Raw genomic sequence first — 22,236 nt, 5'->3', positions numbered from 1 at the left:
CAGCGTGCCGAGGCGCCCATGCGGCGCCAAATTCTCGGTGACAGGATTTTTTAACCTTTTGCGCCGATTATGCTGCGTATCGAGGCGCTGCGTTCCAAGGGGGAAGGCCGGCGTGTCGTTTGATCCTTTGGGGAGAATTACGATGACCACCTTCACCAACATGCTTCGCAACGAAGACGGCGCCACCGCGATCGAATACGGCCTGATCGCCGCCCTCATCGCCGTGGCCGCGATTACCGCGCTGACCAGCATCGGCGGCAACCTCAACAAGACCTTCACCAACGTCGGCGACAATCTCAACAAGACGGCCTGATCGCCGCCTTCGTTTGCGACCGATTCGAGACAGGAGGGCACCGGGCGACCGGTGCCCTTTTCTGTTTTTCGGATTTCGTGGCCCCCACCCGCAACAAAGGGGTTGGCAGCCGCCGCGAACGCCCGTAAAGGCGCGCTCACACGGGGCCGTAGCTCAGCTGGGAGAGCGTCGCGATGGCATTGCGAAGGTCTGGGGTTCGATCCCCCACGGCTCCACCAAGTTTTTAAAAGGCCGCCTGCCCAGGGCGGCCTTTTTTCTTGCCCGCGAAAGAGCCAAACGAAAAAGGGCGGAGCCGAAGCCCCGCCCTTTTCCTGAAAAAAACTGATCGGCGAACCGCCGGCTCAGTTATTCTCTTCCTCGTCGTTCTGGCGCTCGACACCCAGATCGTCGTCGCCGGTCGACAGATCGACCTCGTCGTCGGCGCTGGGCTCTTCGTCCTCGTCCGGCAGCGCCAGATCCTCGGCTTCGAGATCGGAATCCGGCTTGCCGGCAGGCGCGGCAACCGCGGCCTGCTCGAACGGCATCGGCTGCTTGGACTTCAGCACCGGCTCGGGCACGAAGGTGGTGCCGCACTCGATGCAAGTGACGGGATCGTCCTTGCCGAGATCATAAAAACGGGTCGCGCACTTGGGGCAGGTGCGCTTGGCGCCCCACTCGGGCTTCACCATGCTGCAGTCTCCAATAGAAGAAACGACCGGCGGCAAGGCTGCCCCGGTTGATCGGCGCGCGCCTTGCCATAGCGGGGGGTGGCTGTCAAAGCCCGCGCCCATGCCCAGCCCTTCCCTCGTCATCGCCGTGGACGGCCCGGCCGCCAGCGGCAAGGGCACGATCGCCCGCGGTCTCGCCCGCCACTATGGCCTGCCCCATCTCGACACCGGCAAGCTTTACCGTGCCGTGGCGCTGTCACTGCTGCGCTGGGGCGGTGACCCCGACAGCGAATTCGCCGCGCTGCGGGCGTGCGAGGACATCGCGAACCTGATGGACGACCCCGAACTCAAGAGCGAGATGGTCGGCGGCATTGCCAGCCGCGTCAGCGCCTACCCCGCCGTCCGCGTCGCCCTGCTCGAACGCCAGCGCGAATTCGCGGGCTCTGAACAAGGCGCGGTGCTCGACGGCCGCGACATCGGCACGGTGATCGCGCCCGACGCCACCGCTAAATTGTTCGTCACCGCCGCGATCGACGAACGCGCCCGCCGCCGCCATGCCGAACTGACCACTGCCGGCCTCCCCGTCCATCTCGAGGACATCCTGATCGACCTCAAGGCCCGCGACGAACGCGACGCCGGGCGCGACGCGGCGCCCTTGCTGATGGCCGACGACGCGCTGCTGCTCGATACCAGCGCGATGAGCCCGGCCGAAGCGCTGGCCGAAGCAATCCGGCTGGTGGAAACGCGGCTCGCCACCTAAGACCGGCGCATGACCGCGCCCAATCTCCGCACCGGCGGACGCCTTCTCGTCGACCAGCTCCGAATCCAGGGCTGCGACCGCCTGTTCACCGTCCCTGGCGAAAGCTTCCTCGCCGTCCTCGACGCGCTCCACGACACCCCCGAGATCGACGTCGTCGTCTGCCGCCAGGAAGGCGGCGTCAGCTACATGGCCGAAGCCGACGGCAAGTTGACCGGCCGCCCCGGAATCGCCTTCGTCACCCGCGGCCCCGGTGCCACCAACGCGACCCCCGGCGTCCATGTCGCCTTCCAGGATTCGACTCCGATGATCCTGTTCGTCGGCGACCTCGACCGCCGCGACAAGGACCGCGAAGGTTTTCAGGAGATCGACTTTCCCGCGTTTTTCGGCCCCATCGCCAAATGGGCCGCGCGGATCGACGATGCGCGCCGGATTCCCGAATATGTCGCCCGCGCCTGGCGCGTCGCCACCGCCGGTCGTCCCGGCCCGGTGGTCCTTGCGCTACCCGAAGACATGCTGCGCGATGAGGTCGAGGCGCTGGACCGCCCGGCCCTGCCCCCGGTGGTCGAGCATCCCGATCCCAGCGCCATCGCCACCCTTCACGAACTGCTGAAAGACGCCGCCGCCCCCGTCGCCATCGTCGGCGGCGCCGACTGGAGCCCGTGCGCCGCCCATCATTTCAGCGCCTGGGCCGCGCGCACCGGCATTCCGGTGGCCGCCGCCTTCCGCCGCCAGGACGCGATCGCCAACGATTGCCCGGTCTATGCCGGCAACCTAGGCTACGGCCCGAACCCGAAGCTGGTCCAGCGGGTCAAGGACGCCGACCTGCTGCTGGTCGTCGGCGCCCGCCTCGGCGAAGCCACCACCGACGGCTACACGCTGATCACCCCCGACCACCCCGGCCAGACGATCGTCCACGTCCATCCAGACCCGAACGAGCTCGGCCGCGTCTACCACGCCGACCTGCCGATCTGCTCGGACATGGGCGAATTCAGCCAGGACCTCGACGCGTGGGAAGATGACGACCTTCTTCCCTTCGGCGCCGGACGCGAAGCTCATGCCGACTATCTTGCCTGGAGCGAGCCCGCCCCGCGCGACGGCGTGACCCTCGACCTCGGCCCGTGCGTCGCCCTGCTGCGCGACAAACTCGCCCCCGACACCATCGTCTGTAACGGCGCGGGCAATTTCTCGGGTTGGGTACACCGCTACTGGCGCTATCTCGCGACGCCGTGCCAGCTTGCGCCCACCAGCGGGACGATGGGCTACGGCCTCCCCGCCGCGGTCGCCGCAAGCTTGCGTTTTCGCGACCGCCAGGTGCTCTGCGTCGCGGGCGACGGCGACTTCCTGATGAACGGGCAAGAGCTCGCCACCGCCGCCCAATATGGCGCCAACCTCCTCGTCATCATCGTCGACAACGGCAGCTACGGCACCATACGGATGCACCAGGAACGCGACTATCCCGAGCGCCTTTCCGCCACCACTCTCGCCAACCCCGACTTCGCCGCCCTCGGCCGGGCCTATGGCGCGAGGGCAGCGACGGTCGAACGGACCGAGGACTTCGCTCCGGCCCTCGACGAGGCGCTCACCCGCAAGGGCATTCGCCTGCTCCACCTCAAGACCGACGTCGAGGTGATCACCAACCAGACCACCATCACCGCGCTACGGGACAAGGCGCGGGGCTAAGCCAACACAGGGGGGGGACGAGTGTCAGGTATCTTGCGGATCGCAGCACTCCTGCTGCTCGGCCTCAGCGCGGCGCCGCTGACGGCACAACCGACCGTCCTCCCCTTGCGGGAGCAAGCCGCGCTTCACGACAAGCTGCTGGCCGACCGGCTCGACCGCGTCGTTCCCGCCCTGATGCGCGAACAAGGGATCGACATGTGGGTGCTGATCGCCCGCGAATATGTCGAAGACCCGGTGCTCGCCACCATGCTCGACGCGGAAAGCTTCCACGCCCGCCGCCGCACAATCCTGGTTTTTGTCGATCCCGGCCCCGGCAAGCCGGTCGAGCGCCTCACCGTCAGCCGCTACGGCCTTGGCGGACTGTTCCAGCCGGCCTGGAACCCCGATGCCGAGCCCGACCAATGGAAAGCCCTCGCCCAACTGATCGCCGCCCGCGATCCCAAGCGCATCGCGATCAACACCAGCGCGCTCAGCCAATTCGCCGACGGCCTCACCCTCAGCCAATATCAGGGCCTGACCGCGGCCCTCGACCCCACCTATCGCAGCCGCCTCGTCCCCACCGACGCGCTCGCCGTCGGCTGGCTCGAAACCCGCACGCCAGCCGAAATGCAGGTCTACCCACAGCTCCTGCAAATCACTCACGCGATCATCGCCGAAGCCCTCAGCGACAAGGTCATCACCCCCGGAAAGACCACCGCCAACGACGTTCGCTGGTGGATGCGCGAGAAGGTCAGCAGCCTCGGCCTCACCGTCTGGTTCCACCCCTCGCTCTCGATCTTCCGCGCCGGGCAGACTGCCGCGCTGCAGGAAGACGAGATCATCCGCGAAGGCGACATGCTGTGGACCGATTTCGGCATCACCTATCTCGGCCTCAACAGCGACGTGCAGCAATTGGGCTACGTCCTGAAATCGGGCGAAACCGACGCCCCCAAGGGCCTGCGCGACGGCCTCGCCGCTGCCAACCGGGTGCAAGACACGCTGACCTCGAGCTTCAAGACCGGTCTAACCGGCAATCAGATCCTGGCAGCCGCCCGCGCCAAGGCGATCGCGCAGGGGCTCAAGCCTTCCATCTACTCCCATCCGATCGGCTTCCACGGCCACGGCGCGGGGAGCAGCATCGGCTTCTGGGACAACCAGGCTGCCGACCCGCGCGGCGAGCATCCGCTCCGCCCGAACACCGCTTGGTCGATCGAGCTCAACGCCCGCGCCGCCGTGCCCGAATGGAACGGTCAGGAAATCGACTTTCGCCAGGAAGAAAACGCCTTTTTCGACGGCAAGACCGTGCGCTATCTCGACGTGCGCCAGACCCGCTTCCACCTCATCGCCCCTCGTCGATAAGCGACACGGAGACACGCTCGTGACCAGCCTCGCCTTTCACCGCCGCTCGTTCCTGACCGGCGCCACCGCGCTTGGCGCCGCGCTGAGCCTGCCCACCAGCCGCCTCGCCGCCGCGGTCGCCGAACAGGTCACCCCGCGCCCCCTGCCCCCGCCCATCACCGCCGCCGAACGCAGCGCCCGGCTCGCCCGCGCTCAGCAACTCCTGCGCGCCAACAACCTCGGCGCGATGCTGGTCGAATCCGGCCCCAGCCTCGATTATTACACCGGTGTCCAATGGTGGCGCAGCGAGCGGCTGACCGGCGTCGTCATCCCCGCCGAAGGCGAGCCGATCATCGTCACGCCCTTCTTCGAACAACCCAGCATCGCCGAACAGCTCGAGGTCCCGGCCGAAATCCGCACCTGGCAGGAAGATGACGAACCGCTGAAGCTCGTCGCCGACTTCCTGCGCGAACGGCGGGTCACCGGCCGCCCCATCGCGTTCGAGGAAACTAACCGCTTCTTCCTCGGCGATCGCCTCGCCGCGCAATTGCCGGGCACGCGCATCGTCAACGCCAATGCCGTTGTTCGCGCGCAGCGGATGATCAAGTCGGCCGCCGAACTCGCGCTGATGCAGGCTGCCAGCGACATCACCATCGCCGCCTTCCGCACCGCCCACGCCAATTTGAAGACGGGCATGAGCGGCAGCGACATCAACGCCGCCATCGTCGCCGCCACGACTGCGCTCGGCGGCTCGGGCGCCGGCAACCTCGTCCTCATCAACGAGGCTTCGGCCCTCCCCCACGGCTCCAAGAAACCGCACAGCCTGGCACGCGGCGATCTCGTCCTGATCGACGGCGGGTGCAGCGTTCACGGCTACCAGTCGGACATCAGCCGCACCTTCGTCTTCGATCGCACGCCCACGCCCGACCAGCGCAAGGTCTGGGACCAAGTCCACCGCGGCCAGCAGATCGCGCTCGCCGCCGCCCGGGTCGGCGCATCGGCCGGCAGCGTCGATGATGCGGTGCGCAAGGCCTACACGAGCTGGGGCTACGGCCCCGACTACAAGCTCCCCGGCCTGTCTCATCGCACCGGCCATGGCATCGGGATGGAAGGCCACGAGCCCGTCAACCTCGTCCGCGGCGAGACGACGCGGCTGGCGCCCGGCATGTGCTTCTCCAACGAGCCAGGGATCTATCTTCCCGGCCGCTTCGGCGTGCGGCTGGAAGATTGCTTCCACATGACGGCGAGCGGGCCGAAGTGGTTCACCACCCCGCCGCCGAGCATCGACCAGCCGCTGGGGTGAGCGAAGGTCCACCCAAGGCCACTCAGAACCGAATTGCTTCCAACCGTCGTGGAGCCAGCCCAAATGAAAAGGGCCCGGCAATCACCGGGCCCTTCGCATTGTCATTGACGCAAACGCTTAGGCGATCTGCGGGATCGCCTTGGCCGAGCGGCGGCTGCGGCGCATCGAGCCACCGATCGCGCCGAAGCCTACCAGCATCAACGCCCACGTCCCCGGCTCCGGAACCGCGGCAACGGCCGAGGTAGCGAAGTTGTAGCGCGTCGTCCCGGCGTCGGTCCGGAACGCGAAATTGTCCACGTTCGCATTGAAACCGGTAACACCAGGAGCGCCGCCGACACCGATGCTCAAGGCGCTGACGAATGCGGCGGACGAGTAGGTGTTGCCCCAATCGGCCAAGCTCATCATCGTATACCCGAAGGTGTTGCCGGGCGTCGCGCCCTGACCGGCGATGAATTGGTAAAAGAGATCGCCCGCATCCGCCGAACCAAAGCCGAGACCGGTCGAACCATTATAGGCACCTTCCCAGATGAGCTCCGAACGCTGAGAGCCATCCTGGATCAACACGCGAAGCGCGGGCGTCAGGGCGCGATTGTCACCAAGAGCATTGATGAAGAAATCGCCCGTCAGATCTACGATGGAGTTAGCCGACACACCCGTGTTAGTGCCCCCGCCGAATTGATTTCCGGTCTGAACCCGCACGCGGTCGCCAGTAATGTTCAGTGAACCATCAGTATCCGACACGTTCTGCGTCGTAATGTTGCCCGAGCCACCCCCGCTGGCCTCGGTAACCGCAAACGACTGGCCTGCCGGAAACGGAGAATTGAGATTGGTGATGGTCTTTTCGCCCGGAGTGATCTGAGCCATCGCCGAGCCAGCAGAAAACAGGGCCGCAGTCGCAGCCAGGAAAGCAAATCGCATATTTCGATCCCTTGAGGAGTTGGCAACGGAACAAAGTTGCGAGCAACTCCGAATCGTTAAGAGATCTTTAATTGGGCGTTTTACCGAAAGAAATACCGGCGAGGTCCGGTTGGTACTATTTTATACTAACAAAAGTGAATGCCGAAGAGAGTGTGTCATTCTTACACATTTCAAACGATTTCACAGATCAACATCGCTCTCGACGCGGTTTTTTTCTGATTTTACGAAGACCGATGAGGTCGATTTCGCATCAAGGCCAGAGCGCTGGCGAATGCGCCGTGATAAGATAGCAAGTGCTGCTCTCTTACTGGGGCTCTCGTCTCAGATCGAAGCTTGAAAAGTGGAGTTTCGTCTGCTGCACGCCTTCACGAGTTCCACGGCTCTTTGGCGGCGATACAGAAATACCGGTTTCCCGCCGTTCGTGCCAGCATTCTCAAACGCCGGCACCAACGGCCAAGGTGACCTTCAGATCAGCCCCGCCAACGGACTGCTCGGATCGGCATACATCCGCTTGCCCATGCGCCCGGCGCGATAGGCCAACCGCCCACCCTCCACCGCCGCCTTCATCGCGCGGGCCATCAGGATCGGGTCCTTGGCCTCGGCGATGGCGGTGTTCATCAGCACCCCGTCGCAGCCAAGCTCCATCGCATAAGCCGCATCGCTCGCCGTTCCGACGCCGGCATCGACCAGCACCGGTACCTTGGCCCCTTCGACGATCAGGCGAATGGTTACCGGGTTCTGCACTCCCAGCCCCGATCCGATCGGTGCGCCCAGCGGCATGATCGCCACCGCGCCCGCGTCCTCGCAGCGCCGGGCCATGATCGGGTCGTCCGTGCAATAAACCATCACCTCGAACCCCTCCTTGGTCAAAAGCTCGGTCGCGCGGACGGTCTCGATCATGTCGGGGTAGAGCGTCTTGGCCTCGGCCAGCACCTCGAGCTTCACCAGCTTCCAGCCCCCCGCCTCGCGCGCCAGGCGCAGCGTGCGGATCGCTTCCTCGGCGGTGAAGCAGCCCGCCGTGTTGGGCAGATAGGTCGTGACCTTGGGATCGATGAAGTCGGTCAGCTTGGGCGCGTTCGGATCGGTGAGATTCACCCGCCGCACCGCCACCGTGACGATCTCCGCCCCGCTCGCCGCCACCGCCGCCGCATTCTGCTCGAGGCTCTTGTACTTGCCCGTCCCGACGATCAGCCGCGAGGTGAACGTCCGCCCCGCGACGGTCCAGCTGTCCTTATCGATCTGCACGGGCGCATTCACTTCAACCACCTCCAACAAAATGGACGATCTCGTAATCGTCGCCGTCCTCGACCTTGACCTCGGCCAGCGTCGAGCGCGGCACGATCTCGAGATTACGCTCCACCGCGACCCGCGCCGGATCGAGGCCGAGCTCTCCGACCAGGCCCGCAACGGTGGTCCCGGCCGCCACCCGGCGATGCTCGCCATTGACGGTGATGCTGTGTGTTTCGGTTTCGCTCATTTGACTTAGCGCATCTAGGTGGCGGATGAGGCTGCCGCAATGCGCAAGATCCTTGTCCTGAACGGCCCCAACCTCAATCGCCTCGGCACCCGCGAGCCGGAGGTCTACGGCACCGACACACTCGACGACATCGCCGGACGCCTGCACGACCAGGCCGCGACGCTCGGGGTGGAGATCGACGTTCGCCAGTCGAATCACGAGGGTCACCTCATCGACTGGCTGCACGAAGCGGCGGATACGGGCGCCCACGCCGTGCTCCTCAACGCGGGCGGCCTGACCCACACCTCGGTCGCGCTGCGCGACGCGGTCAGCGCGATCCCGACGCGGGTAATCGAGGTTCATCTCAGTAACCCCCACGCCCGCGAACGCTTCCGCCATCGCAGCCTGATCGCCTCCGTGTGCGTTGGTTCGATCAGCGGCTTCGGCGCCGGCTCCTACACGCTGGCACTGGACGCAGCGGCCCGGCTCTGACAGAGCGCGCGGCGACAGATTACAGGAATTTTTCAATGTCTGACGAGCAAAAGCAGATGCGCATCGATGCCGGTCTGGTTCGCGAACTTGCCGAACTCTTGAGTGCCAATGAATTGTCCGAGATCGAGGTCGAGGACGGCGATCGCAAGATCCGCGTTCGCCGCGAACTGACGGTCTCTGCTGCCCCGGTGCAGCATGTGGTCGCCGCGCCGCAGGCGATGGCCGCCGCGCCGACCGCGTCGGCTGACTCTGCGCCCGCCGCGGCGCTCGAGCCTGCCGGCGACGTCGTTCGCTCGCCGATGGTCGGCACCTGCTATCTCGCCGCCGAACCCGGCGCCGCCAATTTCGTCAGCGTCGGCGACACGGTGAAGCAGGGCGACACCATCCTGATCGTCGAAGCGATGAAGGTGATGAACCCGATCTCCGCCCCGCGCGCCGGCAAGATCACCCAGTTGATGGTCGCCAATGCGCAGCCGGTCGAATTCGACCAGCCGCTGGTGGTCATCGAATAACCATGCGCGCCATCAACAAGCTGCTGATCGCCAACCGCGGCGAGATCGCGCTGCGAATCCTGCGCGCCGCCAAGGAGCAGGGCATTCGCACGGTCGCGGTGCATTCCACCGCTGACGCCGACGCCATGCACGTGCGCCTCGCCGACGAAGCCATCTGCATCGGTCCGCCCGCCGCGCGCGACAGCTATCTCAACATCCCCAACATCATCTCGGCAGCCGAGATCGTCCACGCCGACGCGATTCACCCGGGCTACGGCTTCCTCTCGGAGAACGCCCAGTTCGCCGAGATCGTGGAGCTGCACAACATCATCTGGGTGGGGCCCAAGCCCGAGCATATCCGGGTGATGGGCGACAAGGTCGAGGCAAAGCGCACCGCCGCCAAGCTCGGCCTGCCGCTGGTTCCGGGCTCGCCCGGCCCGATCAGCGATCTCGACGAAGCCAAGGCGATCGCCGAGGAGATCGGTTATCCGGTCCTGATCAAGGCGGCGTCGGGCGGTGGCGGTCGCGGGATGAAGGTGGTGCCCGAGCCCGACCAGCTCGAGACCCTGATGGCGCAGGCCTCGTCGGAAGCGAATGCCGCGTTCGGCGATCCCACCGTCTACATGGAAAAATATCTCGGCGACCCGAAGCACATCGAATATCAGATCTTCGGCGACGGCGAAGGCGGCGCGATCCACCTTGGCGAGCGCGACTGCTCGGTCCAGCGCCGTCACCAGAAGGTCATCGAAGAAGCGCCCTCGCCCGTCGTCTCCGCCGCCCAGCGCGCCGAGATGGGCGAGCGCGTGCGCAAGGCGATGGCCGACATGGGCTATCGCGGCGCGGGGACCATCGAGTTCCTGTACGAGAACGGCGAGTTCTACTTCATCGAGATGAATACCCGGCTTCAGGTCGAGCATCCGGTGACCGAAATGATCAGCGGCCTCGACCTCGTCGCCGAGCAGCTCCGCATCGCTGAAGGCCGCGGCCTATCGGTGACTCAGGATCAGGTCGAGCTGAAGGGCCACTCGATCGAGTGCCGCATCAACGCCGAGGATCCCGAAACCTTCGCGCCCTCGCCCGGCCTCGTAAAGAACTTCGTCGCCCCCGGCGGCTTCCAGACCCGCGTCGATAGCGGCCTCTATTCGGGCTACAAGGTGCCGCCTTACTACGACAGCATGATCGGCAAGCTGATCGTGTGGGGCGAGGACCGCGACGCCGCCATCTGCCGCCTCCGCCGCGCGCTCGAGGAATTCGTGGTCGATGGGCCCAAGACCAACGTCCCCCTCCACCAGCGCATTCTGAAGGAGCCGGCGTTCGCCAACGGCGACTATACCATCAAGTGGCTGGAGCGCTGGCTGGAAGAGCAACGGGAGGCCTGAGCGCCTCCCGGTAGCCCGCGTGCGCGCGGCGCGTTACACCTGCGCCCATGAGCCTGACGCTCGACCCTGATCTCGTCCTGCGCGGCTATGCGGCGGGCATCTTTCCGATGGCCGACGACCGCGCCAACGACGAGCTGTTCTGGGTCGAGCCGCGCTCGCGGGCCATCCTGCCGCCGCCGCTCTTTCACTGTTCGCGAAGCCTCGCCAAGCGGCTTCGTTCGGGACGCTTCACCGTCACCGCTGACCGCGATTTCGCCGCCGTGCTGCTCGGTTGCGCGGACCGCCCGCAAACCTGGATCAATGGCCCGATCGAAGCGGCGATGCTGGCCCTCCACGCCCGCGCCCAAGCCCATTCGGTCGAGGTCTGGCTGGACGGCGCGCTGGTCGGCGGTGTCTATGGCGTGGTGCTCGGCCGCGCCTTCTTCGCCGAAAGCATGTTCAGCCGCGCGACCGACGCGTCCAAAGTCGCGCTCGCCTTCCTAATGGCGCGGCTCAAGGTCGGCCACTTCATCCTGTGCGACTGCCAGTTCCTGACCGACCACCTCGCCTCGCTCGGCGCAGTGGAAGTGCCGCGCAAACGCTACGTCGGATTACTCGGCGAAGCATTGCGCTCCGCGTTCGATCCGCCGCGGCCCGACTGGACAGTGTTGGACGGGCTGCTGTCGCCCGACAGCGGTCCGGCCTCGTCGGAAGCGGCCGGGAAGCTCATCGTGCAGCTCTTGGGCCAGACGTCGTAGACGCGGTGCTCGACCACGTTCAGCGACGGGCTTTCCTTGTAGAGCCAGCCTGAGAAGACGCGGTTCCAGCTGCCCTCGGGCTGCTGCACGTCGACCTGTACGAACGCACCGGTCAGCTGGTCGAATTCCCACGGCGGGGTCGTCTCGCACGCCCGCAGCCGCACGATCAGATCATCGACCCGCACGGCCTGCCCCGGCTTCAGCCGAATGTCGCGCGAAATGCCGTTGCGCTTGTTGAGGATGCCGAGCACCGCGACACGCTCGTTCATCGGGGTGGTGCCGGGGGCCAGCGGCTCGGCCTTGGTCGGCGCCGCGGCCTTCTCGGCCTGCTGCTCGCCCCGCCCGGGCAGCCGGTCGCAGGCGGCCACGGTAAGGCCGATCGCCGCCAGCGCCGCAAGCCGTGTCAGCACCTCAGTCCGGGGTCCAGGCCTGGTAGTCGCCAGTCGCCGCCGGCCGCTTGCCGCCACGCGCCAGCGATCCCGCCGGGCGGTAGGTGCCGTCGGTGCCCGACAGATTGGGCAGACCCGGCTTCTGGAACTTGCGCGCAGGCGGCAGCGACTTGTCCGGCACGTCGCCGAGCTGGCCGCGAAGCCAGCTCTGCCACTGCGGCGGGGTGCGGCTGGCATCGTTCGAGCCGTTGTAGATCACCCACCGGCGGGCGGGGTCCTTGCGGTGCTGGAAATAGACGTTGCCCGTCTCGTCGCGCCCGACCTCGCGGCCGTGACGGCGCGTGAACAGCGACGTGCCGAGCGTGGCGCCGTTCCACCAGGTGAAGATGCTGGCCAAAAGTCCCATGGCGCCTGCCCCTAGCGGGTCGGACGGGGCTGGAGCAAGCGCTACTGCGCCGGCGCCGACCCGTGCACCCATTCGACCTTGTCGCCGGCCTTGATGCCAAGCTCGGCGGTGCGCCCGCCGGCCAGCTCCAGCACCGCGCCCACGGGTTCCAGCGACGGGACCGGGTCGAAGCTCAGCGGAACCGTATTCTCAGCGATGTTGACGATGGTGCCGTCGGTCCGGACAAAGATGATGTCGAGCGGGATCAGCGTGTTCTTCATCCAGAAGCTCGCCATCCGCGGCGTGTCCTGGGGAAAGATCATGCCCCGATCGGGCGCAAGGCTCTGCCGGTTCATCAGGCCCATCTGCTGTTCTTTGGGCGAAGCGGCCACTTCGACCGTGAAATTATGCACCTTGCCCGCGGCGGTGCGCACCGTCAGCGGCACCTGCTCGAGCCCGGCGACCGAGCGTTCGAGCTTGGGGCTTTCCCCGCCGGTCGGCTGGCAGGCGGCGGCGCTCAAGGACAGCGGAAGCGCGAGAAGCAGCGCAAGCCGGCTCAATCCGCGCGGAGGTCGACGGCGGTCAGCCCCTTGCGCCCCTCGGCGATCCGCGCTGACAGCGTGTCGCCCGGCTGCAGATCGTTCAGCCCCGTGCGGCGCACCGTTTCCATGTGCAGGAAGATGTCCTGGTCCGGGCTGCCCACCCGATTGACGAAGCCATAGCCTTTGACGCGATTGAACCACTTGACCTCCACCGGCTCGAACGGCCCAGCGCCGTCCAGCAGGGCGGTCCGGTTGGAGCGATCTTCCGACGACACGCTGGGGCTTCGCGCCACCACCGCTTCCGCCAGATCGATCTCCACTACCCGGATCGCCTGCAGGCCGCGATCCTGCCGCACCACGTCGCAAGTCACAACCGCTCCTTCGGGGAGCGAGCGCCGGTTATGGTCGCGAAGAATGGAAAAATGCACCAGCACGTCGCCATCGACCGCGTCGCTGACCATGAATCCGAACCCGCGGGTCGCGTCGAACCACTTGATCCGTCCGGTAACCCGGCGCCCTTCGGCACTGTCGAGCGAACCCCCGGCCGGCGAATCGCCCGGACGAGCGGAAGGGGCTGGAGAACCATCCAGCCCAGATTGGTCTTGCGACACCGACGCGAACTCACGTTGCACGATGCCACCTATAACATCGTTCACCGCAATCTGAAAGGTTACAGGGCCATAACGATTGCGCTTTTCTAGGAATCGTCGGCCAATCCTTCGAGATCGCCGGGTGCCGCCCCGACCACCCGCCGGGCCAGGTCCATCGGATGCCCGGCGCGCAGCATCGCGGCGAGCGCCTTTTGCCGCGCCGCCATGTCGCCTTGCGTTTCCGCATAAGGGCCGATCCGCCGGCGCTGGGCGAAGCGCAGCGCGGCCGCCATCTGCTGATCTTCCGCCAGGGCAAGCGCTTCGCTGCCGTCCTCGACGCCGATCCCGCTGGCCGCAAGCGCCTGCCGGACCCGCCCCCTGCCATAACCGCGGTGGGTCAGGCTCGCCGCCTTCATGCCCGCAAAGGCGGCATCGTCGACGAAGCCGAGCCCGACCACCTTGTCGACCACCGCCGCCACGTCCGGATCCTTGTCGCCGCTCCATCCCCGCTCGCGAAGCTTGCGCGACAGATAAGAGGACAATTTGGCCCGGCTGGTGGCGAAGCGGGCAACATAGCCGAAGGCGAGCTCCTGCAACGCCGGCTGATCGAGGGGCCGCGCGCGCCGTTCGCGCCGCCGGTTCGGCCTGTCCTGGCCCTCGCCCGCGTTCACGTCCTGTCTTGCCCGCACCCCATATGCCCTCTTTGTGCCACAGTCGGACGCGAACAACCACGGTGGATAAAGGCGTGTGCGGCGCTGCTCGCCGCATGGGTTTTTCAACACGAACAAGCCAGGACAGGACCAGCGTGCCGGACGCCACCACCATGACCAACCCGCTGGCCCCGCCGGGCGCGACCCCGACCCGCGACGACCTGCCGCGCCGGCTGGCCGATTTCGGCACGCTTGGCGAAGCGCTCGATTATGCCGCGACCGGCGCTCGCGGCCTGAACTTCCACGACCCGCGCGGCACGCTGAAGCAATCCTATACCTATGCCGAGCTGCGCACCGCCGCGCTCGACCACGCCCGCCGCTTTCTCGCGCTCGGCCTCGCCAAGGGGGAGCGCGTCGCCCTGGTGGCCGAGACCGGGCCGGAGTTCGCCGCCGGCTTTTTCGGCGCGGTCTATGCCGGCCTGTGGCCCGTGCCGCTGCCGCTGCCGACCAGCTTCGGCGGCCGCGAAGCCTATGTCGAGCAGCTTTCGGTGATGCTCGGCAGCTCGGACCCCGCGCTGTTCCTGTATCCGAACGAACTCGCCGACTTCTGTCAGGAAGCCGCCGCCCGCCGCGAGGTGAAGGCGATGAGCTGGGACCAACTCGACGCCGCAAGCTTCGATGCCGACGCCGCGCTACCCGAAAGTCAGTCGGAAGACATCGCCTATCTGCAATACAGCAGCGGATCGACCCGCTTCCCGCATGGCGTCGCGGTCACCCACCACGCGCTGCTCGACAACCTCCGCGCCCACAGCCTCGGCCTCAAGGTCGAGGAAACCGATCGCTGCATCAGCTGGCTGCCCTGGTACCACGATATGGGCCTGGTCGGCTGCCTCCTGTCGCCGCTCGCGAACCAGATCAGCGTCGACTATATGAAGACGGAGGATTTCGCCCGCCGTCCGCTCGCCTGGCTCGACCTCATCAGCCGCAACCCCGGCACCACCCTCTCCTATTCGCCGACCTTCGGCTACGACATCTGCGCCCGCCGCATGAGCTCGCAAATCAAGGCCGGTGAGCGCTTCGACCTGTCGCGCTGGCGGATTGCGGGCAACGGCGCGGACATGATCCGTCCCGACGTCATGCAAGCCTTCGTCGACGCCTTCGCCGACGCGGGCTTCCAGGCGAGCGCCTTCTGCCCGTCCTACGGTCTTGCCGAAGCGACGCTGGCGGTCAGCCTGATGCCGCCGGGCGAAGGCATTCGCCTCGAACTGGTCGAGGAAAGCCAACTCTCCGGCGCTGCCGCCGAAGACGGCGAGGATCGGCCCAAGCGCTACCGCGCCATCGTCAACTGCGGCCGCGCCGTCGAAGGTATGGAAATCGAAGTCCGGGGCGCTGACGGCGAGCTTCTCGCCGACCGCGAGATCGGCAAGGTCTGGGTCCGCGGCGCCAGCATCATGGTCGGCTATTATCGCGACCAGGAGGCGACCGACGCCTGCATGCTCGGCGGCTGGCTCGACACTGGCGACATGGGGTATCTGTCGGGCGGCTACATCTTCATCGTCGGCCGCGCCAAGGACATGATCATCATCAACGGCCGCAATCATTGGCCGCAGGATATCGAATGGGCGGTCGAACAGCTCCCCGGCTTCAAGTCGGGCGACATCGCCGCCTTCGCGATCACCGGGCCGAGCGGCGAAGAACAGCCGGCGGTACTGGTCCATTGCCGCGTTAGCGATCTGCAGGAGCGAACCCGCCTGCGCGACGACATCAAGGAACGGGTCCGCGCCATCATCGGGATGAGCCCGGTGGTCGAACTCATCCCGCCGCGCAGCCTGCCGCGCACCAGCTCGGGCAAATTGAGCCGCACCAAGGCCCGCAATCTCTACCTGTCGGGCGAGATCGTGCCGCTGGATCTCGCCGCCTGATAACGACTTGCTAACCACGGTCGGTCCACATGTCCCCGAAGCATCGGGACGACAGGACACGTGGGCGGCACTCTAGTTCATCAGATCAGCGGCGCGATCGTCGCGACCGGCGTCCTGCTGTTGCTCTGCACCTTGGTCGAGCGAGTCAACAGCCGCGGCGCGTTCCGCTGGGCCGAGCGCTGGCCCGGCGTGCTGTTCGGGCTGCTCAACCCCGTCTTCGCCATCCTTGTCGCCATTCCGCTCAAGCTCCTGTGGGCGACGCTCGGGGTCGGCCCCCTCGTTCACCTTGCACCGCTCGGACTGGGTCTGGTCGGCACCACCTTCCTCACCCTGCTGGTGACCGATTTCCTGATGTACTGGGAGCACCGCTTCGAACATCGCTTCTTCTGGCCGGTGCACGCCGTCCACCATTCGGTCGAGCAGTTGAGCGCCGCCAACAGCTACAGCCATCCCGCGCAATTCCTGCCGATGTTCGCGCTGATCACGGTCCCCCTCTCGCTGATCGATTTCGGCAGCATCGCGGTGCCGGCCTTGGTCTCGACAGTGGTCTTCTTCCTCCAGCTCTTCATCCACTCCCCCGTAAAACTCGGCTTCGGACCCCTCCGCCACCTGTTCGTCGACCCGGCCTTTCACCGCATTCATCACAGCCTCGAGGAACGGCATTTCGACCGCAATTTCTCGATCCTGTTTTCCTTCTGGGACCGATTGTTCGGCACGCAGGTCATGCCGGACAAAGGCCAATGGCCCCAGGTCGGCATCCACGAAGCCGCCTCGCCGCGCACCGTGGGCGAACTGCTGGCCTTCCCGCTTCGCCTCTGGGGCATCCTTCCGTCCCTGCCCGCGGCACCTCCGATCGGGCCCGCGGAGACGAGCGCCTTGCCAGACGCGGACGCCCCCGCTAACCGGCACTCGGCCTTAGGGGTATAGCTCAGTTGGTAGAGCATCGGTCTCCAAAACCGAGGGTCGTGGGTTCGAGTCCCTCTGCCCCTGCCAGGCCATTCCGATCACGGTGATCCGTTTGACCAGGTCCCCGCTGCGCTACTTCATTTGCAAAAGGAGTATGCGATGCCGACGACAGCGAGCACGGTAACGCCCAGACGCCTGGACCGGCGCGATCGCGGAAAGATCGTCTTCTCCGTCTGCACCCTGGTCACCCGGCCCGACGAATATGCCGAAATGGTGGCGACGTTCGAGCGTGGCGGCTTCGGTGCGGACGATTGCGAGTATCTTTTCTTAGACAACACGGGTGCCAACGGCGCTGATGCCTATGACGGCTACAATCATTTCCTGACGGAGGCTGCTGGTCGCTATATCATCCTGTGCCATCAGGATGTGCTGCTACTGACCGATGACCGTGCCGTGCTCGAAGCGCGGCTTGCCGAACTCGATGCCATCAGCCCCGACTGGGCCCTGTGCGGCAATGCGGGCGGCGCCGGGCGCGGTCGCCGTTTCGCTCGGATCAGCGACCCCCATGGCGACGACCAGAGGCGCGGACCATTTCCCAGCCAGGTCAGTTCGCTCGACGAGAATTTCATCTTGGTCCGCCGCGACGCCAACCTTGCCCTGTCGCACGACATCGGCGGATTTCACCTTTACGGTCCCGACCTGTGCATCCTGGCTGATATCCTCGGCCGCTCTGCGTGGGTGATCGACTTCCACCTGCGTCATAAGAGCGGCGGCACGGTCGGTCCCGACTTCAATGCCTGCCGCAGCGTCCTCGTCGCCAAATACCGCCGCGCATTGCGGACGCGATGGATCACCACCAGTTGCACGCAATTGCTCCTGAGCGGCACCTCCCTGCTTGTCTCCGCTACCGAATTCGCTAGGAACGCCAAAGTGCGCCTCGAGGGGCGCGGAGGAACGCTCGGCTAGCCTCGCGCCCGCCAACCTTGAACCCCGCCGCCTGTCGCGCTACATGGCGCTTCGATCGAGGTCCGGCGGAGCCATCCGCGGACCTCGTTTTTCTATCACTTGAAGAGGCAGCCGCCGATCATGGCCAAGACATCCCCCGGCGAATTCATCCGCCAGGTCCGCGTCGAAGCGGGCAAGGTCGTGTGGCCGACCGGCAAGGAAACCTGGGTGACCGCCGTGATGGTGTTCATCCTGGTCGCCATTCTCGCCACCTTCTTCTTCGCCGTGGACAGCGCGTTCGCCGCAATCGTCCAGTTCCTCCTCGGCCTGCTCGCTTAAGGGTTTCCCCATGTCCCGCTGGTACATCATTCACGCTTATTCGGGCTTCGAGAACAAGGTTCGCGAGTCGATCCTGTCGGAAGCCAAGCGCCTGAACCTCGAGCAGCTCGTCGAATCGGTCGAAGTGCCGACCGAAAAGGTGACCGAGATCCGCCGCGGCAAGAAGGTCACCAGCGACCGCAAGTTCTTCCCGGGCTACGTGCTCGCCAAGCTCGGCATGAACGACGACGTCTACCACCTCGTTAAGAACACGCCCAAGGTGACCGGCTTTCTCGGGCCGAACGGCAAGCCGCAGGCAATCAGCGAAGCCGAGGCCGCGCGCATCCTCAACACAAAGGAAGAAGCCGCCGCCGCCGCGCCCAAGGCCAAGATCAACGTCGACTACGAGATCGGCGACAGCGTCAAGGTGCTCGACGGCCCGTTCGCGAGCTTCAACGGCGTGGTCGAGGAACTCGATTTCGACCGCGGCCGGGTCAAGGTCGGCGTGTCGATCTTCGGCCGCGCGACCCCGGTCGAGCTCGAGTTCGAGCAGGTCGAACTGGTCAAGTAAGCGCGGGGCTGCGGACTATCCGCAGACCTCCGCGATCAGCTTCACCGTCTCGCGCGGCTCGTCCCACAGCGGAAAATGGCCGCTGTGTTCGAACCAGTGGAGCCGTGCGCTCGGGAAACGCTCGGTCGCGCGACCGGCTTGCACGGGCAAGCACAGGCGGTCGTGGCGGCCCCACCCGATCGCCAGCCGCTTGCCGGTGTCCGCGATGCCCGTCTGACCTTTGCCATAGCCCAGGTCTTTCACCAGCGACGGCACCGTGGGCGTGTCGGCCAAGGCACGCAGTTCCTCGGCGACGAAGGCGCCATCGAGCGCCCACGGGCGCGCCGACAGCTGGGCCAGCAAGGCCGATCGGCTGACCTTGTTGGCGGCGAGGCGCGGAAGCGCTGGCTTCAACGTGCTGACCAGTGCCCGCGACGCCGTGAGCGTTGTCACCAGGAACTTGCGCTCCCACCCTTCCCAGAAGCCGCCGGGATCAAGCGCCACGACATTGCCGGCAAGTCCGCGCCGGGCGAGCTCAAGTACGAGCCGGGCGCCCATCGAGCTGCCGACCATGTCGACCCCGGTCATGCGGGTCGTCTCGAGCCATTCGGAGACCGATCGTACCAGCCCCGCAAAGGTCTCGCTGTCTGGTTCCGCAGGGCTCGCTCCGTGCCCCGGCAGGTCGATCACCATCACCCGCCGCGCTTCCGCCAGCGGGGCGATCACCGGCTCCCATGCATGTCCGCTGCTGCCGAGGCCATGCACTAGTAGCAGCGGCTTGCCGCGCCCGTGATCGATCATCTGTATCATGAAGAGGCGAACGAGCCGCGTTCGACAATGGGCCCGTCAGACGCAAGAAGAGCCGGGAAGGCAGTGCACCTTCCCGGCTCTCCTTAGTCGTCAGCGATCGGCGATCAGCCGAACATGTAGTTCTGCATCGCCATGCCCGAGGTGCCCGCCGTGCCGACCAGATCGACACTCGACGCGGCCGAAGTCTGCCACAGGAAGTCGTTGGCGGTGACGCCCGACGTCCCGAGCAGCGAAAGGGCGATGTCCGGAGCGCCGCCATCGATGTTGATGTACACGATCGTGACCTTGCCCGTGTAGGTGCTCGGCCCGTCGATACCGTCGATGTCGTAGCCAAGCGCCGTCTCGGCACCCTTCACGCTGTCGAATTCCCGGATCGAGATGTTACCCTTCTCGCGATTGGCACCGAGACCGATCACCCGGATATCGGTGAAGCCGAAGCCGCTGAGATCGATCTTGTCAGTGCCGGCCACGAAGTCGGTGATCGTGTCGGTCGAGAAGCTGCCGCTCTTGCCGGTCGATTTCATGCTGTTCTTTTCGGCGACGAACACGTCGGCGCCGCTGCCCCCAGTCATGAAGTCGCGGCCATCGCCGCCGACCAGGCGGTCGTTGCCCGCGCCGCCGACGAGGATGTTGGCGAGCGCATTGCCGGTGATGACGTTGTCGAGATCGTTGCCGGTGCCCGAAACGGCCGCCCCGGTCAGCGTGAGGTTCTCGACATTGTCGGTCAGCGCATAGTTCACCGAGCTGATGACGCTGTCGATGCCTTGGTCGGCCAGTTCGACGACCTTGTCGCCGGCCGAATCGACGCTGAAGCGATCGTTACCGAGGCCGCCGAGCATTTCGTCATCACCAGTCCCGCCGTCCAGCAGATCGTTTCCGGCGCCACCGGCGAGCAGATCGTTGCCCGCATTGCCGCGCAGAATGTTGTCGACGCTGTTGCCGATGATGGTGTCGGCGCCCGAACCGCCGATCGCATTCTCGATGATCGCGCCATAGGCGATGCCGACGTTATCGGTCAGCCGGCCCACTTCCGGATTGGCCTTCAGCGCGGCCATGTTGGTATCATAGACTGCGCGAGTATAAGTCGCATTTGAGATCCCGGCGGCGGTCCGATTGGCCACCACCTGCTCATAGGTCGGCGCGGTGTCGAAGGTGACGCCGCCGATGCTGCTGAGCGAGCCCGGCGTCAGGTCGATCACCTGCCGCGTCGCATAGCCCGACGCATCGATGGTGTCGTTTCCGCCAGCGTCCCAGATCGCCATGATCGGGGCCGGGGTCTTGGTGAAGTCGTAGCTGTCGCGCCCGGCATTGCTGTTGAAGCCATAGACCGTGTCGCCAGTACGAGTGGTCATGTCGGCGCCATACATGCGCTGGATCGCCGCGATGTCGTGGATCAGCGGCACGCCCGAATAGACCGTGGTCGAAATGTTGAAGTCGAAGTGACGCGCGCCGAGCGAGCTGGCGTTGAAATAGGACATGACCGAATAGGCCCGGGTGTCCTGCGCATATTCGGCGTTGGCGCCGTAGGTGATCGAGAGGCCCGGCGCGGCGTTATACGCACCCGGGTGGCTGAGGCCGAGGCTGTGGCCGGCTTCGTGAAGCAGCGTTTGGAGGCCGTAGCCGCCCTCGTCGAGCTGGAAGTTGCTGGCCTGGCTTGCCGAAATCCAGCTGTCGCCGCCGATCTCGCGCACCTGCCCGCCGAGCAGCGTGTCGAGCGACGCGGTCGGGATACGGGCATACGCCTGGGTGGTCGGCGCACTGGCGAGATTGCCGAAGTTCATGTCGGCATCGTCGGCGCTGGTCTCGCGAAAGCTGACCGCGGCGACATCGTCCCACGACTGCATGATTTCGCGGGTCGCGTCGCGCTGCGCAGTCGTGAAGGCCGCAAAGTTGAAGTACTCGGCCAGACCGTAGTTGGTGGGAACGCCTTGGGCGTTGTTCGCGACGTAGGTGTAGCCGTTGGCTGCAACCTGCGCCTGTGTGTTGAAGAAGCCGAAGGTGATGACCTTGTTGTCGTCGCCGATGTTGTTCTGGCGTCCTTCGAGCCCGCTGTCGTTGGTGCCGTCGACCCAGCCCCCACCGGTGCGGTTCAGATAGGCCGCAACCTGCGTGGCGGAGAAGATCGGCTTGCCGTTGAGTGAACCGCCAGCCTGCGGATCGAGCGAGGCATCGAGGGCGGGAACCGTGTCGTTGGATTCGGCAACAGGCATGGAACAGCCGGGGCACACGCAATCAAGATTACCCGGGTCATGTGCGATCACTTCGTTCGACAACTGCTATCCCCTTCAGCACACGGCCGCCCCCCGCAACGGCCGCGCAGAACGCGTGCCGCCCGCTGTAGCGAACCGACAAAAAGTTGAGAAGAATCAATGGCTTTACGAGCCGTTAACAGGCGTATTGCGTGTTGAATTGGACGTCAATAACCTTATTGAAACTTTTTCATGCCCGCCTAACAGTTTCATGGGGAATGGTTTTTCATGATCGATGCAATCCCGTTTCTCATGGTCGCCGCAGCGGCACTGTCGGCATGCTCGACGAAAAAGGGAGCCGACGCTGAGATGCCCAAGCCGACCGCGCAAACGCGCGCTGGCGACAAGATCGTCCCTTCACCCTGGCAGCCGCCGGCGGAAGTCGATCCGCCGCACAAGAGCCCCGGTGACCTGGTCGAACCGGTGCCGGGCAAACCCGCGCCGGCGCCGAAGGACGCGCCACCTCCCAAGACCCCTTCCTAATCGC

At 65.7% G+C, this 22,236-nt stretch carries 23 protein-coding genes, 2 tRNA genes and 2 pseudogenes; 17 read left to right on the top strand and 10 right to left on the bottom strand.

Annotated elements, in window-relative coordinates; translation table 11 throughout:
- Window positions 1-142 precede the first annotated feature (142 nt).
- Window positions 143-313 (top strand): Flp family type IVb pilin, encoded by a 171-nt coding sequence (locus V6R86_RS06320; RefSeq protein WP_338502954.1) that lies wholly within the window; start codon window positions 143-145, stop codon window positions 311-313.
- Between the two features lie 142 nt (window positions 314-455).
- A tRNA-Ala gene (locus V6R86_RS06315) sits at window positions 456-531 on the top strand.
- Between the two features lie 123 nt (window positions 532-654).
- On the opposite strand, the gene V6R86_RS06310 is transcribed toward V6R86_RS06315, so the two are convergent.
- Window positions 655-981: a TIGR02300 family protein gene (locus V6R86_RS06310; RefSeq protein WP_338502953.1), complete on the bottom strand. Its 327-nt coding sequence runs from the start codon at window positions 979-981 to the stop codon at window positions 655-657.
- Window positions 982-1,081: 100 nt separating this feature from the next.
- Here V6R86_RS06310 and cmk point away from each other — a divergent pair, with 100 nt between their 5' ends.
- From cmk to V6R86_RS06290, 4 genes are read left to right on the top strand one after another with little or no spacing between them, the layout of a single operon-like run.
- Complete coding sequence (cmk, locus tag V6R86_RS06305; RefSeq protein WP_338502951.1) at window positions 1,082-1,720, top strand: (d)CMP kinase; 639 nt, start codon at window positions 1,082-1,084, stop codon at window positions 1,718-1,720.
- A gap of 9 nt (window positions 1,721-1,729) precedes the next feature.
- Window positions 1,730-3,400: a thiamine pyrophosphate-binding protein gene (locus V6R86_RS06300; protein WP_338502950.1), complete on the top strand. Its 1,671-nt coding sequence runs from the start codon at window positions 1,730-1,732 to the stop codon at window positions 3,398-3,400.
- Between the two features lie 21 nt (window positions 3,401-3,421).
- A complete protein-coding gene (locus tag V6R86_RS06295) occupies window positions 3,422-4,738 on the top strand; it encodes a M24 family metallopeptidase (protein WP_338502949.1) in 1,317 nt (438 codons plus the stop codon).
- A gap of 19 nt (window positions 4,739-4,757) precedes the next feature.
- Window positions 4,758-6,020 (top strand): Xaa-Pro peptidase family protein, encoded by a 1,263-nt coding sequence (locus tag V6R86_RS06290; RefSeq protein ID WP_338502948.1) that lies wholly within the window; start codon window positions 4,758-4,760, stop codon window positions 6,018-6,020.
- 117 nt (window positions 6,021-6,137) lie between these two features.
- Here the strand turns inward: V6R86_RS06290 and V6R86_RS06285 are convergent, their stop codons facing one another.
- Together V6R86_RS06285 and thiS are read right to left on the bottom strand one after the other, a co-directional pair.
- On the bottom strand, window positions 6,138-6,938 hold the full coding sequence (locus V6R86_RS06285) for a PEPxxWA-CTERM sorting domain-containing protein (RefSeq protein WP_338502947.1): 801 nt from the start codon (window positions 6,936-6,938) through the stop codon (window positions 6,138-6,140).
- Window positions 6,939-7,403: 465 nt separating this feature from the next.
- A pseudogene (thiS, locus tag V6R86_RS06280) lies at window positions 7,404-8,415 on the bottom strand (sulfur carrier protein ThiS).
- A 39-nt stretch (window positions 8,416-8,454) separates the two neighbouring features.
- On the opposite strand from thiS, the gene aroQ reads away from it, so the two are divergent.
- Genes aroQ through aat form a run of 4 tightly spaced genes read left to right on the top strand, consistent with a single transcriptional unit; the run spans window position 8,455 to window position 11,493 of the window.
- Window positions 8,455-8,886 (top strand): type II 3-dehydroquinate dehydratase, encoded by a 432-nt coding sequence (gene aroQ / locus V6R86_RS06275; protein WP_338502946.1) that lies wholly within the window; start codon window positions 8,455-8,457, stop codon window positions 8,884-8,886.
- A 35-nt stretch (window positions 8,887-8,921) separates the two neighbouring features.
- Window positions 8,922-9,398, top strand: coding sequence for an acetyl-CoA carboxylase biotin carboxyl carrier protein (gene accB, locus V6R86_RS06270; protein ID WP_338502945.1), 477 nt, complete (start codon window positions 8,922-8,924; stop codon window positions 9,396-9,398).
- Between the two features lie 2 nt (window positions 9,399-9,400).
- Window positions 9,401-10,756 carry an acetyl-CoA carboxylase biotin carboxylase subunit gene (gene accC, locus V6R86_RS06265; RefSeq protein WP_338502944.1) on the top strand — a complete coding sequence of 452 codons (1,356 nt, stop codon included), beginning with the start codon at window positions 9,401-9,403 and terminating at the stop codon, window positions 10,754-10,756.
- A 47-nt stretch (window positions 10,757-10,803) separates the two neighbouring features.
- Window positions 10,804-11,493: a leucyl/phenylalanyl-tRNA--protein transferase gene (gene aat / locus V6R86_RS06260; protein ID WP_338502943.1), complete on the top strand. Its 690-nt coding sequence runs from the start codon at window positions 10,804-10,806 to the stop codon at window positions 11,491-11,493.
- 35 nt (window positions 11,494-11,528) lie between these two features.
- Here the strand turns inward: aat and V6R86_RS13845 are convergent.
- The 5 genes and pseudogenes from V6R86_RS13845 to V6R86_RS06235 all read right to left on the bottom strand — a co-directional run.
- A pseudogene (locus tag V6R86_RS13845) lies at window positions 11,529-11,762 on the bottom strand (DUF2155 domain-containing protein); the annotation flags it as partial.
- Between the two features lie 142 nt (window positions 11,763-11,904).
- Complete coding sequence (locus V6R86_RS06250; RefSeq protein WP_338502942.1) at window positions 11,905-12,288, bottom strand: NADH:ubiquinone oxidoreductase subunit NDUFA12; 384 nt, start codon at window positions 12,286-12,288, stop codon at window positions 11,905-11,907.
- A 41-nt stretch (window positions 12,289-12,329) separates the two neighbouring features.
- The gene (locus V6R86_RS06245) at window positions 12,330-12,827 is read right to left on the bottom strand and encodes a DUF192 domain-containing protein (protein ID WP_338502941.1); all 498 of its coding nucleotides are present in this window, start codon (window positions 12,825-12,827) and stop codon (window positions 12,330-12,332) included.
- The gene (locus V6R86_RS06240; protein WP_338502939.1) at window positions 12,824-13,441 is read right to left on the bottom strand and encodes a cold shock domain-containing protein; all 618 of its coding nucleotides are present in this window, start codon (window positions 13,439-13,441) and stop codon (window positions 12,824-12,826) included. Before V6R86_RS06240 ends, V6R86_RS06245 begins: the two co-directional genes overlap by 4 nt.
- 65 nt (window positions 13,442-13,506) lie before the next feature.
- Window positions 13,507-14,070, bottom strand: a complete 564-nt coding sequence (locus V6R86_RS06235) for a regulatory protein RecX (RefSeq protein ID WP_338502938.1) — start codon at window positions 14,068-14,070, stop codon at window positions 13,507-13,509.
- A gap of 152 nt (window positions 14,071-14,222) precedes the next feature.
- Here V6R86_RS06235 and V6R86_RS06230 point away from each other — a divergent pair, with 152 nt between their 5' ends.
- The 6 genes from V6R86_RS06230 to nusG all read left to right on the top strand — a co-directional run bounded on the left by V6R86_RS06230 (window position 14,223) and on the right by nusG (window position 18,711).
- On the top strand, window positions 14,223-15,971 hold the full coding sequence (locus tag V6R86_RS06230) for a fatty acyl-AMP ligase (protein ID WP_338505429.1): 1,749 nt from the start codon (window positions 14,223-14,225) through the stop codon (window positions 15,969-15,971).
- A gap of 60 nt (window positions 15,972-16,031) precedes the next feature.
- The gene (locus tag V6R86_RS06225; RefSeq protein ID WP_338502937.1) at window positions 16,032-16,898 is read left to right on the top strand and encodes a sterol desaturase family protein; all 867 of its coding nucleotides are present in this window, start codon (window positions 16,032-16,034) and stop codon (window positions 16,896-16,898) included.
- Window positions 16,889-16,964: transfer RNA gene (locus V6R86_RS06220), tRNA-Trp, on the top strand. Before V6R86_RS06225 ends, V6R86_RS06220 begins: the two co-directional genes overlap by 10 nt.
- A gap of 72 nt (window positions 16,965-17,036) precedes the next feature.
- A complete protein-coding gene (locus tag V6R86_RS06215) occupies window positions 17,037-17,843 on the top strand; it encodes a hypothetical protein (protein ID WP_338502936.1) in 807 nt (268 codons plus the stop codon).
- 120 nt (window positions 17,844-17,963) lie between these two features.
- Window positions 17,964-18,161, top strand: coding sequence for a preprotein translocase subunit SecE (secE, locus tag V6R86_RS06210; RefSeq protein WP_338502935.1), 198 nt, complete (start codon window positions 17,964-17,966; stop codon window positions 18,159-18,161).
- Window positions 18,162-18,171: 10 nt separating this feature from the next.
- Window positions 18,172-18,711 (top strand): transcription termination/antitermination protein NusG, encoded by a 540-nt coding sequence (nusG, locus tag V6R86_RS06205; protein WP_338502934.1) that lies wholly within the window; start codon window positions 18,172-18,174, stop codon window positions 18,709-18,711.
- 15 nt (window positions 18,712-18,726) lie between these two features.
- Here nusG and V6R86_RS06200 read toward each other — a convergent pair whose 3' ends face one another.
- Window positions 18,727-19,491 carry an alpha/beta fold hydrolase gene (locus V6R86_RS06200; protein WP_338502933.1) on the bottom strand — a complete coding sequence of 255 codons (765 nt, stop codon included), beginning with the start codon at window positions 19,489-19,491 and terminating at the stop codon, window positions 18,727-18,729.
- 113 nt (window positions 19,492-19,604) lie between these two features.
- Window positions 19,605-21,710, bottom strand: a complete 2,106-nt coding sequence (locus V6R86_RS06195) for a M10 family metallopeptidase C-terminal domain-containing protein (RefSeq protein WP_338502932.1) — start codon at window positions 21,708-21,710, stop codon at window positions 19,605-19,607.
- A gap of 267 nt (window positions 21,711-21,977) precedes the next feature.
- Here V6R86_RS06195 and V6R86_RS06190 point away from each other — a divergent pair, with 267 nt between their 5' ends.
- Complete coding sequence (locus tag V6R86_RS06190) at window positions 21,978-22,232, top strand: hypothetical protein (RefSeq protein ID WP_338502931.1); 255 nt, start codon at window positions 21,978-21,980, stop codon at window positions 22,230-22,232.
- Window positions 22,233-22,236 lie beyond the last annotated feature (4 nt).

The organism is Sphingomonas kaistensis, from assembly GCF_036884275.1.
Lineage (GTDB): Bacteria > Pseudomonadota > Alphaproteobacteria > Sphingomonadales > Sphingomonadaceae > Sphingomicrobium > Sphingomicrobium kaistense_A.
Note: the sequence above shows the minus strand (reverse complement) of the source record. Positions and strands in the feature narration are given on the sequence as shown.